Source organism: Bradyrhizobium sp. SRL28, from assembly GCF_018596315.1.
Lineage (GTDB): Bacteria > Pseudomonadota > Alphaproteobacteria > Rhizobiales > Xanthobacteraceae > Bradyrhizobium.
Genome location: NZ_JAHEAG010000007.1, coordinates 1 through 17,766, shown reverse-complemented (window position 1 = coordinate 17,766; position 17,766 = coordinate 1). Strand labels below are relative to the sequence as shown.

Annotated in this window: 23 protein-coding genes; 15 read left to right on the top strand and 8 right to left on the bottom strand. The window is 63.0% G+C overall.

The window, feature by feature from the left end; translation table 11 throughout:
* Positions 1 to 95: 95 nt before the first annotated feature.
* From KIP88_RS17240 to KIP88_RS17230, 3 genes are all read left to right on the top strand, one after another.
* Positions 96 to 506, top strand: a complete 411-nt coding sequence (locus KIP88_RS17240; RefSeq protein ID WP_214489129.1) for a DoxX family protein — start codon at positions 96 to 98, stop codon at positions 504 to 506.
* A gap of 37 nt (positions 507 to 543) precedes the next feature.
* Positions 544 to 1,080, top strand: coding sequence for an SRPBCC family protein (locus tag KIP88_RS17235; protein ID WP_214489128.1), 537 nt, complete (start codon positions 544 to 546; stop codon positions 1,078 to 1,080).
* 177 nt (positions 1,081 to 1,257) lie between these two features.
* On the top strand, positions 1,258 to 1,671 hold the full coding sequence (locus KIP88_RS17230) for a VOC family protein (RefSeq protein WP_214489127.1): 414 nt from the start codon (positions 1,258 to 1,260) through the stop codon (positions 1,669 to 1,671).
* Positions 1,672 to 1,781: 110 nt separating this feature from the next.
* On the opposite strand, the gene KIP88_RS17225 is transcribed toward KIP88_RS17230, so the two are convergent.
* The 3 genes from KIP88_RS17225 to cobT form a co-directional block, all read right to left on the bottom strand.
* The gene (locus KIP88_RS17225) at positions 1,782 to 2,219 is read right to left on the bottom strand and encodes a hypothetical protein (protein WP_214489126.1); all 438 of its coding nucleotides are present in this window, start codon (positions 2,217 to 2,219) and stop codon (positions 1,782 to 1,784) included.
* 197 nt (positions 2,220 to 2,416) lie between these two features.
* On the bottom strand, positions 2,417 to 4,168 hold the full coding sequence (gene ybaL / locus KIP88_RS17220) for a YbaL family putative K(+) efflux transporter (protein ID WP_214489125.1): 1,752 nt from the start codon (positions 4,166 to 4,168) through the stop codon (positions 2,417 to 2,419).
* Positions 4,169 to 4,354: 186 nt separating this feature from the next.
* The gene (gene cobT, locus KIP88_RS17215; protein ID WP_214489124.1) at positions 4,355 to 5,371 is read right to left on the bottom strand and encodes a nicotinate-nucleotide--dimethylbenzimidazole phosphoribosyltransferase; all 1,017 of its coding nucleotides are present in this window, start codon (positions 5,369 to 5,371) and stop codon (positions 4,355 to 4,357) included.
* Between the two features lie 71 nt (positions 5,372 to 5,442).
* On the opposite strand from cobT, the gene cobS reads away from it, so the two are divergent.
* The gene (gene cobS, locus KIP88_RS17210) at positions 5,443 to 6,201 is read left to right on the top strand and encodes an adenosylcobinamide-GDP ribazoletransferase (RefSeq protein ID WP_214489123.1); all 759 of its coding nucleotides are present in this window, start codon (positions 5,443 to 5,445) and stop codon (positions 6,199 to 6,201) included.
* Complete coding sequence (locus KIP88_RS17205; protein ID WP_214489122.1) at positions 6,198 to 6,767, top strand: histidine phosphatase family protein; 570 nt, start codon at positions 6,198 to 6,200, stop codon at positions 6,765 to 6,767. The genes cobS and KIP88_RS17205 overlap by 4 nt, the downstream gene beginning before the upstream one ends.
* On the opposite strand, the gene KIP88_RS17200 is transcribed toward KIP88_RS17205, so the two are convergent.
* The 4 genes from KIP88_RS17200 to KIP88_RS17185 all read right to left on the bottom strand — a co-directional run bounded on the left by KIP88_RS17200 (position 6,764) and on the right by KIP88_RS17185 (position 9,111).
* Positions 6,764 to 7,066, bottom strand: a complete 303-nt coding sequence (locus KIP88_RS17200; RefSeq protein WP_214489121.1) for a hypothetical protein — start codon at positions 7,064 to 7,066, stop codon at positions 6,764 to 6,766. The two genes, KIP88_RS17205 and KIP88_RS17200, sit on opposite strands and share 4 nt — an antisense overlap.
* 121 nt (positions 7,067 to 7,187) lie before the next feature.
* Positions 7,188 to 7,481 carry a hypothetical protein gene (locus tag KIP88_RS17195; RefSeq protein ID WP_214489120.1) on the bottom strand — a complete coding sequence of 98 codons (294 nt, stop codon included), beginning with the start codon at positions 7,479 to 7,481 and terminating at the stop codon, positions 7,188 to 7,190.
* A gap of 179 nt (positions 7,482 to 7,660) precedes the next feature.
* The gene (locus KIP88_RS17190) at positions 7,661 to 8,449 is read right to left on the bottom strand and encodes an SDR family NAD(P)-dependent oxidoreductase (protein WP_214489119.1); all 789 of its coding nucleotides are present in this window, start codon (positions 8,447 to 8,449) and stop codon (positions 7,661 to 7,663) included.
* A 164-nt stretch (positions 8,450 to 8,613) separates the two neighbouring features.
* Positions 8,614 to 9,111 carry a helix-turn-helix domain-containing protein gene (locus tag KIP88_RS17185; RefSeq protein WP_214489383.1) on the bottom strand — a complete coding sequence of 166 codons (498 nt, stop codon included), beginning with the start codon at positions 9,109 to 9,111 and terminating at the stop codon, positions 8,614 to 8,616.
* A 114-nt stretch (positions 9,112 to 9,225) separates the two neighbouring features.
* On the opposite strand from KIP88_RS17185, the gene KIP88_RS17180 reads away from it, so the two are divergent.
* The 8 genes from KIP88_RS17180 (at position 9,226) to KIP88_RS17145 (ending at position 13,862) form a co-directional block, all read left to right on the top strand.
* Complete coding sequence (locus tag KIP88_RS17180; RefSeq protein WP_214489118.1) at positions 9,226 to 9,777, top strand: dihydrofolate reductase family protein; 552 nt, start codon at positions 9,226 to 9,228, stop codon at positions 9,775 to 9,777.
* Between the two features lie 59 nt (positions 9,778 to 9,836).
* Positions 9,837 to 10,490 (top strand): glutathione S-transferase family protein, encoded by a 654-nt coding sequence (locus tag KIP88_RS17175; RefSeq protein ID WP_214489117.1) that lies wholly within the window; start codon positions 9,837 to 9,839, stop codon positions 10,488 to 10,490.
* A gap of 12 nt (positions 10,491 to 10,502) precedes the next feature.
* Positions 10,503 to 10,883, top strand: coding sequence for a nuclear transport factor 2 family protein (locus tag KIP88_RS17170; RefSeq protein WP_214489116.1), 381 nt, complete (start codon positions 10,503 to 10,505; stop codon positions 10,881 to 10,883).
* 146 nt (positions 10,884 to 11,029) lie between these two features.
* Positions 11,030 to 11,446 (top strand): YciI family protein, encoded by a 417-nt coding sequence (locus tag KIP88_RS17165; RefSeq protein ID WP_214489115.1) that lies wholly within the window; start codon positions 11,030 to 11,032, stop codon positions 11,444 to 11,446.
* Between the two features lie 112 nt (positions 11,447 to 11,558).
* Positions 11,559 to 11,984, top strand: coding sequence for a YciI family protein (locus tag KIP88_RS17160; RefSeq protein WP_214489114.1), 426 nt, complete (start codon positions 11,559 to 11,561; stop codon positions 11,982 to 11,984).
* A gap of 80 nt (positions 11,985 to 12,064) precedes the next feature.
* On the top strand, positions 12,065 to 12,430 hold the full coding sequence (locus KIP88_RS17155; protein WP_214489113.1) for a hypothetical protein: 366 nt from the start codon (positions 12,065 to 12,067) through the stop codon (positions 12,428 to 12,430).
* Between the two features lie 121 nt (positions 12,431 to 12,551).
* Positions 12,552 to 13,268, top strand: a complete 717-nt coding sequence (locus KIP88_RS17150; RefSeq protein ID WP_214489112.1) for a TetR/AcrR family transcriptional regulator — start codon at positions 12,552 to 12,554, stop codon at positions 13,266 to 13,268.
* A gap of 108 nt (positions 13,269 to 13,376) precedes the next feature.
* Positions 13,377 to 13,862 (top strand): DUF2852 domain-containing protein, encoded by a 486-nt coding sequence (locus KIP88_RS17145; protein WP_214489111.1) that lies wholly within the window; start codon positions 13,377 to 13,379, stop codon positions 13,860 to 13,862.
* Between the two features lie 197 nt (positions 13,863 to 14,059).
* Here KIP88_RS17145 and KIP88_RS17140 read toward each other — a convergent pair whose 3' ends face one another.
* The gene (locus KIP88_RS17140; RefSeq protein ID WP_214489110.1) at positions 14,060 to 14,983 is read right to left on the bottom strand and encodes a LysR substrate-binding domain-containing protein; all 924 of its coding nucleotides are present in this window, start codon (positions 14,981 to 14,983) and stop codon (positions 14,060 to 14,062) included.
* Positions 14,984 to 15,087: 104 nt separating this feature from the next.
* On the opposite strand from KIP88_RS17140, the gene KIP88_RS17135 reads away from it, so the two are divergent.
* Together KIP88_RS17135 and KIP88_RS17130 are read left to right on the top strand one after the other, a co-directional pair.
* A complete protein-coding gene (locus tag KIP88_RS17135; RefSeq protein WP_249790844.1) occupies positions 15,088 to 16,494 on the top strand; it encodes an MFS transporter in 1,407 nt (468 codons plus the stop codon).
* Between the two features lie 121 nt (positions 16,495 to 16,615).
* Complete coding sequence (locus KIP88_RS17130; RefSeq protein WP_214489109.1) at positions 16,616 to 17,377, top strand: serine acetyltransferase; 762 nt, start codon at positions 16,616 to 16,618, stop codon at positions 17,375 to 17,377.
* Positions 17,378 to 17,766: the final 389 nt, after the last annotated feature.

Sequence of the window (17,766 nt, the reverse complement as noted above, 5' to 3'; positions counted from 1 at the left end):
CGGGGGGCTCCAATAAATCTTCGATGGTTTGTCGGTTTCCGCCAGCCTCGTACGTCTTGAATCCGAACAGCCATTCAAGACAATGGGGATCAATCATGACTGTCATCGCCGAGACCCCAGCCTCTAAGCCCGCACGCTGGACTGGCCGCATCCTCAGCGGTCTCGTCATCGTGTTCCTGATGATCGACGGCGCCATCAAGCTGGTGCCGTGGCCGGTCGTCACGGAAACCATGGACAGAATGGGTTATGGTTCGAGCGAAACGCTGGCGCGGAGCCTCGGCCTCATCACCATCGTCTGCACCGTGCTCTATTCCATACCGCCGACCTCGATCCTCGGCGCGATCCTGCTCACCGGCTATCTCGGCGGCGCCATGGCCTCGCATGTGCGGATCGGCAGTCCCCTGTTCACGCACACGCTGTTCGGGCTTTATCTCGGCCTGATGGTGTGGGGCGGGCTGTGGCTGCGCGACCAGAACCTGCGCAGCTTGATTCCCTTCCGCCGCTGAGGTGCTTCAACGGTCGTTCACGAAGACGGAGCCAGTCATGTTTGAAGTCATTGTCACCATCGCTGTCATCTTGGCGATTGCCATCGCCGCGGTCCTCATTCTTGCCGCGACCAAGCCGGACACCCTGCGCGTGCAGCGCTCGGTCAGCATCAAGGCGCCGCCGGAGGAGATCTTTCCGCTGATCTCCGACTTTCACCAGTGGCAAAGCTGGTCGCCCTACGAGCAGAAGGATCCGGCGATGAAGCGCACCTACAGCGGTGCGGAGCGCGGCAAGGGCGCGGTCTATGCCTGGAACGGCGACAAGAATGTCGGTTCCGGCCGCATGGAAATTCTTGAAGCCTCCGCGCCGCAAAAGGTCGTCATCAAGCTCGATTTCTTCACGCCGTTCGAGGGCCACAACACCGCCGAGTTCACAATGCTGCCGCAGGGCGATGGCACCCATGTCACATGGCTGATGCATGGTCCCGCACGCTTCGTGACCAGGCTGATCCAGGTCTTCATGAATCTCGACAATATGATCGGAAAGGATTTCGAGGCCGGTCTCGCCAATCTGAAGACGATCACCGAGAAATGAGTGTCACTATCCTGTCCTGGACGCGGTGCAGCGTGCAACGCTGCGCCGCAGAGCCGGGACCCACGATGGACCGCGGAACAGCAGCGCATCACCGGCGTCGCGCGAAGCGCGATCCCGAACGTGCTGCGCGGCATCCGGGGAACGCCGTGACTGATTAAACAAGCCAAGGAGCCACCGATGCAGGTCAATCCCTATCTGTTCTACAACGGCAATTGCGAGGAAGCGCTGAAGTACTATCAAAAGGCGCTCGGCGCGCAGATCGAGGCGATGATGCCATATGGCGACGGTCCCGCCGACATGCCGGTCCCGGCGGACTGGAAGACCAAGCTCATGCATGCCCGGATCACCATCGATGGCGAGGTGCTGATGGCGTCCGACGCCACGCCCGGCGATTACCATCAGCCGCAGGGCTTTTCCGTCGCGCTCGCGGTCGAGGATCCCGCCGATGCCGAGCGCCGGTTCAACGCGCTCGCCGAAGGCGGCACGGTGCGGATGCCGTTCGGCAAGACTTTCTTCTCCAACGGGTTCGGCATGTGCGTCGACAAGTTCGGGATTCCCTGGATGGTGAATTGTCCGAAGGAAGATATGTAGTGCGAGACTCGTAGGGTGGGCAAAGGCGCGCATGCGCCGTGCCCACCATTTTCGCTGTGCTCGTGATGGTGGGCACGCTGCGCTTTGCCCACCCTACGCAGCGGCGAATCCTACCTGCACCGCGGATAGATCGCGGCGAGTTCGCGGCCGCGCAACAGCAAGAGCCGCGAGGTCAGGCCGCCACGGCGGGCGATCCATTCCCGCACCAGCGTCGGATAGGCTGCCTCCACCTCGCGCGAGGCTTCCGGCTCCGCGTATATCCGGCCGCGGCGGTCGATCGACCGTGCGGCATGAAATCCGAGCACCGCGCGGCGCGTCACACAGATGCGCTCAGTCGGCACCATCATCAGCACCAGCGTGCAGGCCGACAGGCATGGCCCGTCGATCACCACCCGCTCGCCGGAGGCGTTCACGCGATCGAACAGCTCAATAAACGGGCCGACCTGTCCGCCGGGGCTTGCAAGAATGCGGACCTCGGCCTGTGCGTGCCCGATCGTCGCGAAAAGCACTGCGGCGACAAAGATTACCTTGATGACCGTCCTTCGCATGCACGGCTCCTTCATCGGCACTGCCCTCCGGCCCAGTTACGCTGAGATATGTGGCAAGGTTTCGTCAATCCTCCGCGCCGGAAATGCCGGCCCTCCATCTTCGATCCTCAGATCACCGCCGCATCGGTGTTCCGACGGCGTTCGCTACCCATGCCAGACGACGCACGACGGGCGGCTGCCATGAATGGTAGATACAACTAGCCTTGCGCCACTGGGCTACGCGCTTGCCACTCGAACAGGTTATGAATTATTCCGAGCGCAATCTCCCGCTCCCCCATGATGATGAGATCGGCGCCGAGCAACCTCAGGTGATCGACTTCGGCATCTGAATGCGCACGTGCGATGATCTGGATGCCCGGATTGGCCGCGCGAGCCTGTTGCACGATCTGCCCCGCTTCGAATGCTTCCGGTATCGCAATTAGCAGATATCGCGCGCCGCCGAGATTGGCGGATTGCAGGACATCGGAACGTGCGGCATTTCCAACGATGGTCTCGAAGTTACTCTCGCGCAGCTTCGCAATGACATTGTCTGCATCCTCGATAATGAGGAACGGCTGACTGCTCTTCTTCAAGGCATCGGCAACAATGCTGCCGACGCGGCCATGGCCGACAAGTATTGTATGATCTTTCAAACGGGTAGCCTCGGGTGCGGCGGATGATTTCGCTGATGCGGCGGCCTGTCCTGCCTTTGCGCCGGAGCCGAAAACATCAACATCGCCGCGACCGGGCGGTCGCTCAAGGCGCCGGGACAACCAATCGACCGCGGCGAAGATCAGCGGATTGAGCATGATGGTGAGGATTGCGCCGGCCAGAATGAGGTCGCGTCCTGCCGTCGGCAGCAGGTTCAGCTTCACGCCAAGTTCAGCCAGAATGAACGAGAATTCCCCGATCTGGGCGAGACTGGCCGAGATTGTTAATGCCGTTCCGACCGGATGACGAAACGCGAGCACAATCAGAAAGGCAGCTACCGACTTTCCAACGATGATGATGAAGAGCGTGGCGAGCAATGGCCATGGCTCGCGCAGCAGGCTCGCCGGATTGAACAACATGCCGACGGAGACAAAGAACAGTACGGCAAAGGCATCGCGCAATGGCAATGTTTCCTGCGCCGCTCGTTGGCTTAGTGCACTTTCACTGAGGATCATTCCGGCGAAAAACGCGCCGAGCGCAAGGGAAACGCCGAACAGTTTTGCCGATCCGAATGCCACCGTGAGGGCGATGGCCAGAACGGCGAGGCGGAACAACTCCCGCGAGCCGGTGTGCGCGATGTAGTGAAGGATCCAGGGAATGAGGCGCCGCCCTACGATCAGCATGATGCCGACGAAGACGACGACCTTTGCAACGGTGAGCAACAGAACCCCGCCAAGCCCCATGCCGAGCCAGGACGCCAGCGGGTCCGCAATCAGCGTGTTGCTGTTTGCGCCCTGCAAGCCGGCGAAAGCCGGAAGCAGCACGAGCGCGAGCACCATTGCGAGGTCTTCCACGATCAACCAGCCGACGGCTATGCGGCCTCGCTCTGTCTCCATCAGCCGGCGCTCCTGCATGGCCCGGAGCAACACCACGGTGCTGGCGACCGACAAGGCAAGCCCAAAGACGAGACCGGCGCCAATGGTCCAGCCCATGAACAGCGCGAGACCCAGTCCCATCAGACTGGCGACAACGATTTGAACAACGGCACCGGGCAGCGCTATCGCGCGCACCGACAGAAGGTCGTTGAGCGAAAAGTGAAGCCCAACGCCAAACATCAATAGAATGACGCCTATCTCGGCCAACTCGGTCGCCAGTCCCTGATCTGCGACGTAGCCCGGCGTAAAGGGGCCGACCGCGACGCCTGCCAGGAGGTAGCCGACGAGTGGCGGAATTCGAAGGCGCTGCGCAACTGCGCCGAACACGAAAGCCAGTCCCAGGCCGGCGACGATGGTGGCGATGAGAGGCGTATCGTGCTGCATTCCTGATCCCGTATGGTTCCAATTCCGCACACTTTGCCATGGCCGCGCTTCCAAACCCTGCGACCAAGTGAGGCGGGACGATGCTCAACGATAAAGCGGCATCACGAGCTGCAAACTACCGCGCATACGTTGCGTCAATCAGGCTGTGGTTCCGCGTTGATGAGCCCGCGCCATGGTTGGATTTCGTCAATCGTCCGTGCTGGAGACTCCGGCTTCGGTGAAGGTGGCCATCCCGGCGTGGCAGGCGAGCGCGGCGCGCGCCAGCAGGATCGCGACAGCAGCGCCTGACGCCTCGCCGAGCCGCATGTTCAGATCAAGCAACGGATCCAGCTTCAGTTCCCGCAAGAGATCGCGGTGGCCGGATTCGGCCGAGACGTGCCCGGCGCGGCAATGATCGAGCGCGCCGGCATCGAGACGCGCCAGCGGCAGCACCGCTGATGTTGCCACGAAACCGTCGAGCAGCACCGGAACCTTGTGCTGCCGCGCGGCGAGCACGGCGCCGGCGATCGCCGCGAGTTCGCGGCCGCCAAGTGCTGCCGCCGCCTCCAGCGGATCGCCGAGAATACCGCGATGGAAATTCAGCGCGGTCTCGATCGCGGCGCGCTTGCGCGCCAGCCCGTCATCGTCGACGCCGGTGCCGCGGCCGGCCCAGCGCGCAGCGCCGCCGCCGAGCAGGGCCGCGCATAGCGTTGCCGCCGTCGTCGTGTTCGCGATGCCCATCTCGCCGACCGCCAGCAGATCGCAATCGTCAGGCACGGTGCGATATCCGGCGTCGACCGCTTCGAGATACTCCTCCGGGCTCATCGCCGCGGCCTCGGTGAAATCGCGCGTGGGACGTTCGAGTTCGATCGGCACCACGCAGAGCTCCGCGGCTGCGGCCTTTGCGATCTGGTTGATGGCTGCACCGCCTGCGGAAAAATTCGCCACCATCTGCGCGGTGACGGCCTGCGGATAGGCCGAGACGCCGCGCGCGGCGACGCCGTGATTGCCGGCAAACACGGCGATGGTGACGCGCTCCAGAAGCGGGATCTCGCGGCCCTGCCATTGCGCCAGCCAGATCGCGAGTTCTTCCAGGCGGCCGAGGCTGCCCGGCGGCTTTGTCAGATTCTGTTGCCGCTGTGCGGCCATGTCAGCGAATCGCCGATCGCCGCCGGGCAGGTCGCGACAGAAGGCGCGGATGTCGTCTAGACTGTCGAAGGGCATGCGATTCTCTTTGCGATTCTTTTGAGACGCTGAGCGGGGCCGCACGCTAGAACGATTCTCCGGACATCTCCATGAATGATTGGTTCGACGATTTCAAAACCGCCGTCGCGTTCCTGACGCGGCTGCCGATGCCGCACCCGGATGGCGCCAGCCCTGCAAATTTCGTGCGCGCGCACCGGCTGTTTCCGGTGGTGGGCGCGCTGATCGGCGCCGCGGTGGGCTTGCTGTGCCTTGGCCTGCGATCTATCGGCGTGCCCGATCTGGCGGCCGCAGCGCTGGCGCTGGGCGCTAGCGCCATCATCACAGGCGCGCTGCACGAGGATGGCCTTGCCGACGTCGCCGACGGATTTGGAGGCGGCCGCAATCTCGAATCGAAGCTGGAGATCATGCGCGACAGCCGGCTCGGCACCTATGGGGCCATGATCCTGCTGGTGAGCTTTGCCGCAAAACTGTCCGCGCTGGCGGCGATCCCGGACGGCTATGTCATTCCGAGCCTGATTGCCGCGCATGCGCTCGCGCGCGGCGTCTTGCCTGCGATGTCGTTGAACCTGCCTTATGCGCGCAAGGATGGCTTGGCCCGCAATGCCGGCCAGCCCGATGCGGCGACGGCGGCCATCGCCGGCGGGCTGGCGCTGCTCATCGCGCTGTTGTCGCTGTCATGGAGCAACGCGTTGTGGGCGGCGGTGGTGGCGGGCTTGAGCGGGCTCGCCATCGCCTGGCTGGCGCTGCGGCAAATCGGCGGCCAGACCGGCGACGTGCTGGGAGGCGCCGAGCAGGTGGCTGAGACCGCGATCCTCGTCCTGCTCGCCGCACGGCTGGCGCAGCCATGAGCGCCCAGACGAATCTCTGGCTGATCCGCCACGCGCCGGTCGACGGACCGCGCGGGGTGATTCACGGACCCGACGCGCCGGCCGATCTCGGCGATGCCGCAGCCTTTGCCGCGCTCAAGGCAAGATTGCCGGGAGATGCATTTGCGGTGTGCAGCCCGGCGCGCCGCACGCGGGAGACGGCCGAGCGACTGGGTCTCGTTCCGGTCGAACAGGCCGCCTTTCGCGAACAGGATTTTGGCGCGTGGACCGGACGGCGTCACAATGAACTCGAACACGAACTCGGCCCGGCCTATCGCGCATTCTGGAAATCGGCCGCGAGCAACCGGCCGCCCGGCGGCGAAAGCTTTGTCGACCAGATCGCGCGCGCGAGCGCCGGGCTTGCGCTGTTGCCCGCAGGCGAGGCGATCCTCGTCGTGCATTCCGGTACTATCCGCGCCGTGCTCGCCATCGCGCTCGATCTCAAGCCCGAGCAGGCGCTGCGCTTCGTGATCGATCCGCTGTCGCTGACGCGTATCGACCGGCTCGAGAACGGCTGGCGCGTGGTTGCGGTCAACCAGAAAGGTTAGTGACGCAAATCCAGGGCAGCGACACGGTTGATGTCGGCCAGCCGCCGATCGGCATTTCCGTCGAAATCCAGGCTGGCCACCATTTCGAGCAGACGTCCGTAGGCGCGATCGGCGACCGCAACGGGCAAGGGTTCTTCATCGAAGGTATCGATGTAGCTGCCGACGATACTCTTCAGCAGCCGGCACATGGCGCGTTGCCGGGCGTCGCCGTTGCCGAGATCATCCAGTTTTTGCTGAAAGGTGCGGAAGGTCCGCAAGCCGTGGTGCTGTTGCGAAAGCCACGTGTGCAGGTCGTTCATAGGAGCCTCTTCAAGTCATGAGAAGAAGCTACCGGTTTATACAGTCGCAGCCACCAGCGGACAAATGCGATTTCTGCAGATGTCCGCCGCCAATTATGCAGGCGCGCGGTCGTGGAACCGCTTAGGCCGCCGCCCTGTTCTTGATGGCGCCGACGATCGCGGTGAGAACGGCACCAGCGACGCCGCCACCGGCGATCTGGCCTATGATGCTGCCGATATCAGGCGTCGAAGCTGTATTGGCCAGCAGCGGAATCAGCATGCCGAGAAGCTGCCCTCCGGCACCGCCGCCGATGGCGCCTGCGATGGTATTTCCAAGCATGCCGAGATCGACGTTCTTGGCCGCGCTCCCTGCGACATTGCCGCCGATGGCGCCGCTGACGATCTGGATGATCAGGTTGATGAGCATTCCCGACATGACACGTCACTCCCGAGGATCCGGTGTGAGGTTTTTTGGCATGTGCAGGGCGCCGGACCATCGCCGCGCCGGCACAACCTAAGCGTTTGGGACGCGAAGGTCACGCTGCGGCAGCGAAGGGCGCCAGCTATTTTGCCGTGCTTGCCTTGCCTCGCCAGGGGGCGAGGGAGGAAGCGGCGTTACCCGTTCCGTCGCTGGCCGCGCAGCGTCGGCAGGCCGATGCCGGCGGCATCAAAACCGCCGTCGACGGCGAGGACCTGTCCGGTGATGTAGCTCGAACGATCGCTGCACAGGAAGAAGATCGCTTCCGCCAGTTCCTCCTCGAGGCCGTAACGATTCAGCGGAATGGCGTCGTGATAGTCGGCGCGGATTTCCGGCGTGTGGACCTGCTTCGCCATCGCGGTCTCGACCGGGCCGGGCGCCACGGCGTTCACGCGAATGCCGAGGGAAGCCAGTTCGACCGCGAGCTGTTTTGTGAGATGCGCGAGCCCAGCTTTGCTGGTGCCGTAAGCCGAACGCAGCGTGGACGCGCGCACCGCCGAGATCGACGTGATGTTGACGATCGCGCCGCCGCCATGCTCGCGCATCAGGGGCGCGGCCGCCTTGGTGCACAGGAACGGGCCGGTGAGGTTGACCTGCAGGATGCGGCTCCAGTCTTCATCCGAGGTATCGAGCAGCGGCGCGAACACCGCGATGCCGGCATTGTTGACCAGCGCGTCAAGCCGGCCGAAGCGTGCGTTCACCGACGCCATGGCGTTCGTCACGGCCTTGGCATCGGAGACGTCGCAATGCAGCGCCAGCGTGTTGTCGGGGTTCTCAAGGCCAGCGACCGCGCCGCGCAGCAATTCGCCCTCGATGTCGAGCAGCGCCACCTGCCAACCCTCGGCGAGAAAGCGTTTGGCCGTCGCAAGTCCGATGCCGCGCGCGGCGCCGGTGACGAGAGCAATCTTTTGCGGGGAGGGGGGCATGGACGGGTCCGTTCGCGAGAGAGAATTTTCCGCTCCTATAACCCAAGCCCTGGCCCATGTCCTGGTGACAATGCAGCGAAATTCAAGGCTAGCGCGGGCAGTCCGGCGTCGAACGGGCAAAAATGCGCCGCTGAACTCCCTCGTATTCTTGTGGGGCCTGAAAGTTATTTTCGTTGCACGACGCTGTCATACGCCGCCTGCAATCGCTCGCCGACCGACGGGCCCGTGCGCTTGCGCCGCTTCGTGCCGAGATGGTTTTCGCGCAACTCGTCCATGAACTCGGCCCATAGTTTCGGTCCGCCCTCGCTGAGCAGCCGCGCGCGGATGCCGAGCTCCTCGCTGACGGGAAGATATTTGTAACCCCAGGCCGCCATCTGCGCGAGAACCGGCAACAGCTCGATGCCTTGTTCGGTCAGCGAATAGATTCCCTTCTGCTTGTGCGTGGGATCGTCCTCGCGGGTGATGATCCCCTCGTCGAGCAGGGTCTTCAGCCGGTCGGCGAGAATGTTGGAGGAGATGCCTTCCTCGGACTTTGTCAGCAGCTCGCGAAAATGCCGCCGGTTGCCGAACATCATGTCGCGGATGATGAGCAGGCTCCATTTATCGCCGAGCACTTCCAGCGAGAGATTGATCGGGCAGCCGGAGCGGCTGATGTCGGTCATGTTCGGTTCCAGACGGGCGGTCATGGCGCCCCCAAAAAAACTGCTTGCAATATTGCATCGGTTGCCTCAGGATACAACCAGTTGCAAATCGCAATCAGTTTGAGGAGGTGCACGATGGCCAAATTGATCATGTGGAATCTGATGACGCTGGATGGTTTCGTCGAAGGTCCGAACCGCGATATTTCCTGGCATTCCGACGTCTGGGGCGAGGAACTGGCGCAATTGTCGATCGAGCAGTTGAAAGCCGCCGGCGGATTGCTGTTCGGCCGTGTCACTTACGAGTTGATGGCAAATCACTGGCCGAGCGCGACCGGCGAGGTTGCCGATTTCATGAATGCCGCGCCGAAATACGTCTTCTCCCGCACGGTGAAAAAATCCGATTGGAACAACACGCAGATGTTCAGCGCTGACATCCCCGAGACCGTCGCCAGGCTGAAACGGGACAGCGCCAAGGATATCTTTCTGTTCGGCAGCGCCGATCTCGCATCGCACCTGATCCCGCACGGATTGATCGACGAGTTTCGCATCGCGGTGAACCCGGTCATTCTCGGCGGCGGAACGCCGCTGTTCAAGCCGGGCGAGAAGGTCAGGCTGAAGCTGATCGACAGCCGGCCTTTGTCGACCGGCATCGTGATCCTGCGCTATGTGCCGGCGGCGGCAAAATAATCTTGGCTCAAATCTCGGCGCGCGAATGCGGGCCGTCTTGTTACACCGGGAGTTTTTCCATGTCGCTGACGCTGCATTTCCACCCGCTGGCCTCGTACTGCTGGAAGGCGCTGATCGCGCTGTACGAGAACGACGTTCCGTTCACGCCGAACCTGGTCGATCTCGGCAATCCCGACGAGCGCGCCGCGCTGGTGAAGCTGTGGGGGATTGGGAAATTTCCGGTGCTGAGCGACGATGCGCGGAACGAGATCGTTCCGGAATCGAGCATCATCATCGAATATCTCGACCGGAACTACGGTGGCCGGACGCGGTTCATTCCGGATGATGCCGGCCGTGCTCTGCAGACGCGGCTGCGCGACCGCTTCTACGATCTCTATGTGCACCTGCCGATGCAGAAGATCATGATCGACCGGCTGCGGCCCGCGGACAAGACAGATCCGCACGGCGTCGAGGAAGCCCGCGCGCAGTTGCGGACCTCCTACGCCATGATCGAGCAGCAGATGGCCAAGGGCGCGTGGGCGATGGGCGACGATTTTACCCTCGCCGATTGCTCCGCGGCGCCGTCGCTGTTCTACGGCAACATGGCCGAGCCATTCGGCGATGCGCACAGGAATCTCGCGGCCTATCTCGCGCGGTTGAAGGCGCGTCCCTCGTTCGCGCGCGTGCTGAAAGAGGCCGAGCCCTATTTCCAGATGGTGCCCAAAGCGCGCTAGGAGGAGCGTTGAATGACTCATGCAGGCAGGGCGGATACCATCCGCCGGATCTTTGCAGCCTATCTCGCCAACGATCGCCATTTCGTCGAGAACGCGTTGAGCGACGATTTCCGCTTCACCAGTCCCTACGACGATGCCATCGACAAGCCGACCTATTTCGAGCGTTGCTGGAAGAACAGCGACTGGATCGAGCGGCACGAGCTGGAGCGGATTTTCGTCGAGGGTGATGAAGCCTTCGTCACCTATCGCTGCGTGGCCAAAGGTGACGGCAAGGATGGCAGGACGTTTCGCAATACCGAGTTCTTCGTCTTCGAAGGCTTCAAGGTGAAGCGCATCGACGTCTATTTCGGCGCGGCCTATGAGAACGGCATGTTCGTCAAACAACCAGGGTAGCCCGCGGAGCCCCTCATGGGGCGGCCGAACAATTATCTCCAAAATAATTTCCACTGACATGTCGGCGGCGTAAAAGCCCGCTCGTCTTGTTGATGGAGGCCGACACGACGGTAGCCGGCCCAGAAAGATCAAACCGGAGAATAACGATGCGATTCATGGTGATTGTGAAGGCCAGCAAGGATACGGAAGCAGGCGTGATGCCAAGCACGGAACTGTTGACCGCGATGGGCAAGTTCAACGAGGAATTGGTGAAGGGCGGCGTGATGGAGGCGGGCGAGGGCCTGCATCCGACCGCGAAGGGCGCGCGGATCAAGTATGGCAGCGGGCAGGGCAGCGTCAGCCGCGGGCCGTTCCCTCTCTCCGGCGATCTCGTCGCCGGCTTCTGGCTGATCAATACCAAATCGCTCGACGAAGCGGTTGAATGGATGCAGCGCGCGCCGTTCCTCGATGGCGACGAGATCGAAATCCGCCAGGTGTTTTCAGCGGAAGATTTCGGCGAAGCGCTCACCCCCGAACTGCGCGAGCAGGAAGAGCGGCTGCGGGCGCAGGCGGCGAAGAAGTGACGCTCGTGCATTCCGGGGCGATGCGAAAGCATCAAACTAAGGTGCGCAATTGCGCACCATAGTTCGCTTCGCGCCCCGGAATGATGCCATCCAAAGAACAAGGACACCCACCATGCGATTCATGATGCTGATGATCCCCCTGGGCTATGAGACCGCGCCGCCGGACGTCCAGCTCGACCCTGAACGGGTCAAGGCGATGATGAAGTACAACGAGGCGCTCAAGGACGCCGGCGTGCTGATCGCGCTCGACGGGCTGCATCCGCCGTCGATGGGCGCGCGGGTCTCGTTTGCCACCGGCAAGCCGGTTGTCACCGACGGCCCCTTCACCGAGGCCAAGGAAGTGCTTGGCGGCTACTGGATGATCGACGTGAAGTCGCGCGAGGAGGCGATTGCTTGGGCCAAGAAGTGCCCGGCCTCCGAGAACGAGATCATCGAGATCCGCCAAGTACAGGAGATGACCGATTTCTCGGAAGAAGTGCGAGAGGCAGCCAAGGGCTTCGACGAGCTGCAGAAGGGAAATGCGCACAAGGCTCGATGAGTCTCTGCAGCAGGACTCCACACGCCGTTAAGTCGAACGTCTATCGCCGATCCGTTAACCGCAAAGAGAGGAGAAACCTCATGAGCACCAACGATACGTTTCTCGCCGTCTTTCTCGGCAGCAAGACCAGTGCGAAAATGGCGGCCTGGAATGCGCTGCCTGAGGCTGAGCGGCGCGCCAGGGAGCAGCAGGGAATCGCGGCATGGAAGGCTTGGGTCGAAAAGCACCAGGCGGCGATCGTCGCCATGGGGGGGCCGCTCGGCAAGACCAAGAAGGTCGATTCAAGCGGTATTGCTGACATCGCCAACGAGATGGGCGCCTTCACGGTGGTGCGCGCCGGCTCACATGAGGCCGCGGCGAAACTGTTCGAAAGCCATCCGCACTTTGCGATCTTTCCCGGCGAGCGCGTGGAGATCATGCCGGTCCTCCCGATCCCGGGTGGTTAGGACCCGGGCGGTTGGAATCGTCCGGAATTGATCGACCCGCACGCCGTTAATCTTGATGAACGCCAGTTAACGGCCTCAAAATAAGTGACCTTTTCACCCGGCTCATGTAAAAGCCTTTCACATGAGCTGGCGAAAGGACCAAGGCCGCAGCGAGCGCGGCTACCACCACGGCAATCTGAAAGAGGCGCTGCTGCAGGCGGCGCTTGGCCTGATCGCCGAAAAAGGCGCGGCCGGTTTCACCTTTGCCGACGCCGCGCGGATGGCGGGCGTCAGCCCCGCCGCGCCCTACCGGCATTTCCGCGATCGCGATGAATTGCTGTCCTCGATCGCCCAGCGCGGCTTCGAGCAGTTCGAGGCGCTGCTGACGCAGGCCTGGGACGACGGCCGCCCGGACACGGTCACGGCGTTCGAGCGGGTCGGCAAGGCCTATCTCGCCTTCGCGCGCAACGAGCCCGCGTTCTATTCGGCGATGTTCGAATCCGGGCTTCCCGTCGATGCAAACCCGACATTGATGGCGGCCAGCGAGCGCGCGTTCGCCATCATCCGTGCTGCGGCCGAACGACTTGCGGCGCTGGCGCCGCCCGGCATGCCGCGGCCGCCGGCGTTGATGATGGCGCTGCATATCTGGTCGATGTCGCACGGGGTCGCCTCGCTGTTCGGCCGCGGCGACGCCGCGCGGCGCAAATTGCCGATGTCGCCCGAGGAGCTGCTGGAAGCGGAAGTGCTGATTTATCTGCGCGGCCTCGGCTTCCCGACCGATCGCCGGCCATCGGATCAGAAGCAGTCAGGACCACCGCCAGTACCGCCTGCGGGTGGTCCTTGGGGAACCCCCAAATAAATTTTCGAGGGTGCGGCCAGCCGCCCGCTTGACAAAAACGTGGGATGGTTTAGGTATGTAAATGTTATTTACATTCACAACGGCGTGATCGCCGCCATGGAGAGGGAAATGGCCTACACCGCAGATGTCAATCGATGGCGCGGCCCGACGCAAGAGAACTACCGCCCGCATATGCTTGAGAGCCCCTGGCACCCCGGCTGGATCGCGGTGACCATCCTCGGCTTCATCATCTGGTGGCCGATCGGCCTTGCCCTCCTCTTTTTCACACTAGGGAGCAGAAAAATGGGTTGCTGGAGCCACGGAGACCGCTTTCAGAACAAGATGGAGCGGATGCAGTACAAGATGGACCGGATGCGTAACCGCATGGAGAGCCGTGGCTTCGGCGGCTTCGGCTTCGGTCCGCCCTCGAGCGGCAACCGCGCCTTCGACGAGTACCGCACGGAAACCCTGCGGCGTCTCGAAGAAGAGCAGGTCGAGTTCAAGAATTTCCTCGAGCGCCTGCGTCACGCCAAGGACAAGGAAGAGTTCGACCAGTTCATGGCGCAGCACAAGCCGCGTCCGACCCCGCCGAACGACCAGCCGCAGCAGGGCTGAGCCAATAGCGTTTTCAAGCGAAGTGGGTACCGGTTCGCGTAAAGAAAACGCGGCAAAAGTAAAGCGCCCGTCGCGAGTGAGAGTTCAGCCTCAGGCGTGATGCCCCCATGATGCCTGACGGCGGATACAGCCGCCCATCTGCGAGAGCAGGTGGGCGGTTTGTTTTTTGCACATCTGAGGTCGGCGGCGGCGCTGCTTCATCGCAAAGAAGTTTTCGCCGCCTCCTTTGCAATCCAGGCGACGAACAGTGCGACTCGCTTGTCATTGGCGAGCGCCGCGGGCCAACGGATAATATGCGCCTTGCTGGACGCCATATCCCAGCTTGGCGACACGACGCGACAAAGTCGTCGCTCCGCGAGAGCATCGTGAACCAGTAGTGACCGGCCCAGAACGATGCCGCTGCCCTGCAAGGCAGCAGCGAGGGCCGTACCGAGATTGTCGAAGCGAAGCCCGGCCGGACTGGGAGCCGCGATCCCGAACCGCTCGAACCAGACCGGCCACGACCACTCCGCGCCATCGTTCCGGCCGACGTAGCTCTTGTGCAGGATCGGCAAGGTGCCGAGCACGCCGGGATCCTTCAACGGCTGCCCGCGTGGCAGGAGAGACGGAATGGCAACCGGGAAAACCCTCTCGTCGAATAGCGGGCGCTGGGTCGAGGTCGCCCGCGCGCTGGCCTTGGGGAGCCATCTTATCTGCACGTCGAGATCGAGGGCACGCGCCTGCACATCGCTTTCGATGATGAAGAGTTCGATCGCCACGTCCGGATGGGCGGACGCAAACGTCGGCAGACGCCTGACCAGCCAGTAGTTCGCAAGGGCGGAGCCGAGCCCGATCTTTAAGGTAGCCGGCTGCACCGTCGCGCGCGAGCGGGCGCGTAGCTCCGCCATCTCATCGAGCATGCGCCCCAACCCCTCGGCCAGGGTCATGCCGGCCGGCGTCGGCAACAGGCCGACCGCCGTGCGGTTCAACAATGGCGCGCCGACAAAGGCCTCGAGCCTTTTCAGCCGGTGGCTGATCGCGCTCTGCGTTAGCCCCAACTCACCGGCCGCGAGCGTCATGCTGCGATGACGCAAGGCCGCATCGAACGCGATCAGACCATCAAAAGGGGGAAGGGCACGCATGGTCGAGACTATGAAGGAGATTCATGCCGATGTGAACAATTGGCGTTGGCATATAGCGGCGGCTCAAGACACGAGTAGTCACCACACAACTCCGAGACCGCTCGATGACACAGCCGACGAACATGCCCGACAGCGACAATGGTCGGTCTGCGCAATCCATGACGCCGGCGCTGCTTCTGGGAATGGCGGCTTTCCTCACCAATTTCGACGTGACGGCGGTGGTCATCGCCTTGCCGGCGGTCGCGCTTCAACTCGGGTTCGGCGTGGCTGGATATGCCTGGGTCATGGACGCCTACAGTTTGGCTTTCTCAGGCGCTTTGCTCTTTGCGGGGGCGTTGGCGGACCGCTATGGGCGGCGTCGGGCGATGCTGGTTGGCAACGGCATTTTTGCTCTCGCGTCGCTGGCGTGCGGGATGGCCTGGGATGGACCGAGCTTATGGGCTGCCCGCGCCCTGCAGGGCGTTGGAGCCGCCTTCATCGTGACCGGCGGCTTCGCGCTGATCGCAACCGTCTATGCGCAAGCGCAGGCGCGCACGCGCGCATTCGCCTGGCTCGGCGTCATGTCCGGCATTGCCATGTCTCTCGGTCCGACCATCGGCGGCCTTGCCTCATCGTGGCTGGGTTGGCGCTGGATCTTCCTCATCAACCTGCCGGTCTGCGCCTTGGTTGCGTGGGGCGTGCCACGGCTGGTTGCGGAAGTGCGTGAGACGGTGCCCCGGCCGCTCGACATCCTGGGTGTCATGCTGCTCACCACCGCGTTGGCTGTGCTGGTGGAGGCTCTGCTGCTCGGCCGCACCTCGATTGCGCACCTGGTCGGCGGGCTCGCGCTGAGTGCGTCTCTGCTTGCGGTATTCGCGATACAGCAGCGGCGCCTCGACAAACCGGTCCTCGATCCCGGCGTGTTCGTTCAGCGAGCAATGATCGGGATTGCGATACTCCTGTTCGCCGTCTCAATCGGCTATTGGGCGGTGCTCGTCTATTTGCCGCTGTTCTTCGCCACGGCCTTCCATTGGTCCTCGGAAGTAGCCGGTCTCGCGCTCCTGACGGCCACGCTGCCGATGCTGTTTCTGCCGCCGTTGGGCGGCTGGCTTGTCGGCCGAGTGGGGTGGCGCCTGCATTTCGCCCTGGCGCTTGCAATCGTGGCTGCGGGCAACGTTGTCATTGCGATCGCGCTCATGTCGGGCGGCGCGGCACCGCCGATTATTCCGATCTTCTGCGGCATGGCCGCCATCGGGGTTGGTGTCGCGCTCGCCCACCCGCAACTGTCGGGCGCAGCCGTCGCGCTCGCGCCTCCCGATCAAGCCGGCATGGCATCCGCCGTGACCGTCGTCATGCGCCAGGCCGGCTTCGCGGTCGGTATCGCCGTTCTCGGCGCGGCGCTCCATGCCGAGGGATCGGCGATCAGTTACGTCTGGCTGTTTTCGGTGGCCGCGATTGCATCGACAGCCGGACTGGTCGCGGCGCTCGTCCTGCTGCCTGCGCGCAAGCGTCACAAGAGTAGCAGATCGTAGGTGGGCAAAGCGCAGCGTGCCCACCATCTCTCCGAAATCGTTGGCGTCAATGGTGGCCACGCTTCGCTTTGCCCACCATACGGTCTATATTGTGCGGACGCACTAATCCGAGGCGGCTGCCATGAATGGAATGCGATCTGTCGATCAGCTTTGGCAAATGATCCGGCGTGAAGCGGAAAGCGCCGTGACGCGAGACCCGGTATTCGGCACGGCACTATCAGCAGCCATTCTCGATCATCCCGACTTCGCTCACGCGCTGGCTCACCAGATCGGCGCGCGGCTCGGCAAGAGTCCGACGGATCGTGAGCGCATTGCACGTGTTGCCGGCGAAGCGTTTGCGGCTTCGCCCGATCTGATTGATGCGGCGAGCCGCGACCTGCAGAGCATCGCCGTTCACGATCCCGCGACGACGACGCTTCTGCCGCCGCTGTTGAACTTCAAGGGCTACGTCGCGCTGCAGGCCTGGCGCGTCTCCAACTGGCTCTGGCGCCAGCGCCGCAACGATCTCGCGCTGCTGCTGCAAAGCCTGTCGTCCGATCAGCTTCAGGTCAGCATTCACCCCACCGCATCGATCGGAACGTCGGTATTTCTCGATCACGCCACCGGCATCATCATCGGCGCCTTTGCCGTTGTCGGCGACGAGGTGACGATCCTGCAGAACGTCACCATCGGCCGAAAAAATTCGGAGCCGGACCGCGCTCCGAAAATCGGCAGGGGGGTTTATCTCAGCGCCGGATCGACCATCATCGGCGATGTCAGCATCGGCGATTTCGCCAAGATCGGCGCCGGCGCCGTCGTCGAGCATGACGTGCCGCCCGGCTGCACCGCGGTCGGCGTTCCCGCGCGGTTGACCAATTGCCCGGAGTCTAAGGTTTCCGCGTAGCTTGTAGGGTGGGCAAAGGAGCGTTAGCGACGTGCCCACCATCTATCGCCGACCGCGCTGCTTGATGGTGGGCACGCTGTCGCTTTGCCCACCCTACGGATCGCGAACTGATTTGCCTTCCGCGCAAGCGCAATCTCGATACGCAACCGCGACACATTGGCACGACGGGCAAATCACCTAAAACCTGTCCAGTCCCTTTCATAAAAATATTCCGCTTAACTTGCAGACCAAATCACCGGCATAACTCCGCCCGTCTCACGGCAGATGAGGGACGCTCGCGATCGTCACGAACGTGCGGTGAGATGCGATGGACGCGAGAGGCGCGATAGACGTACGCGCCTGACGCGTACGGCGAAGTCGTGTGGTCCTGACGCCGCGGTGCTGGCGCT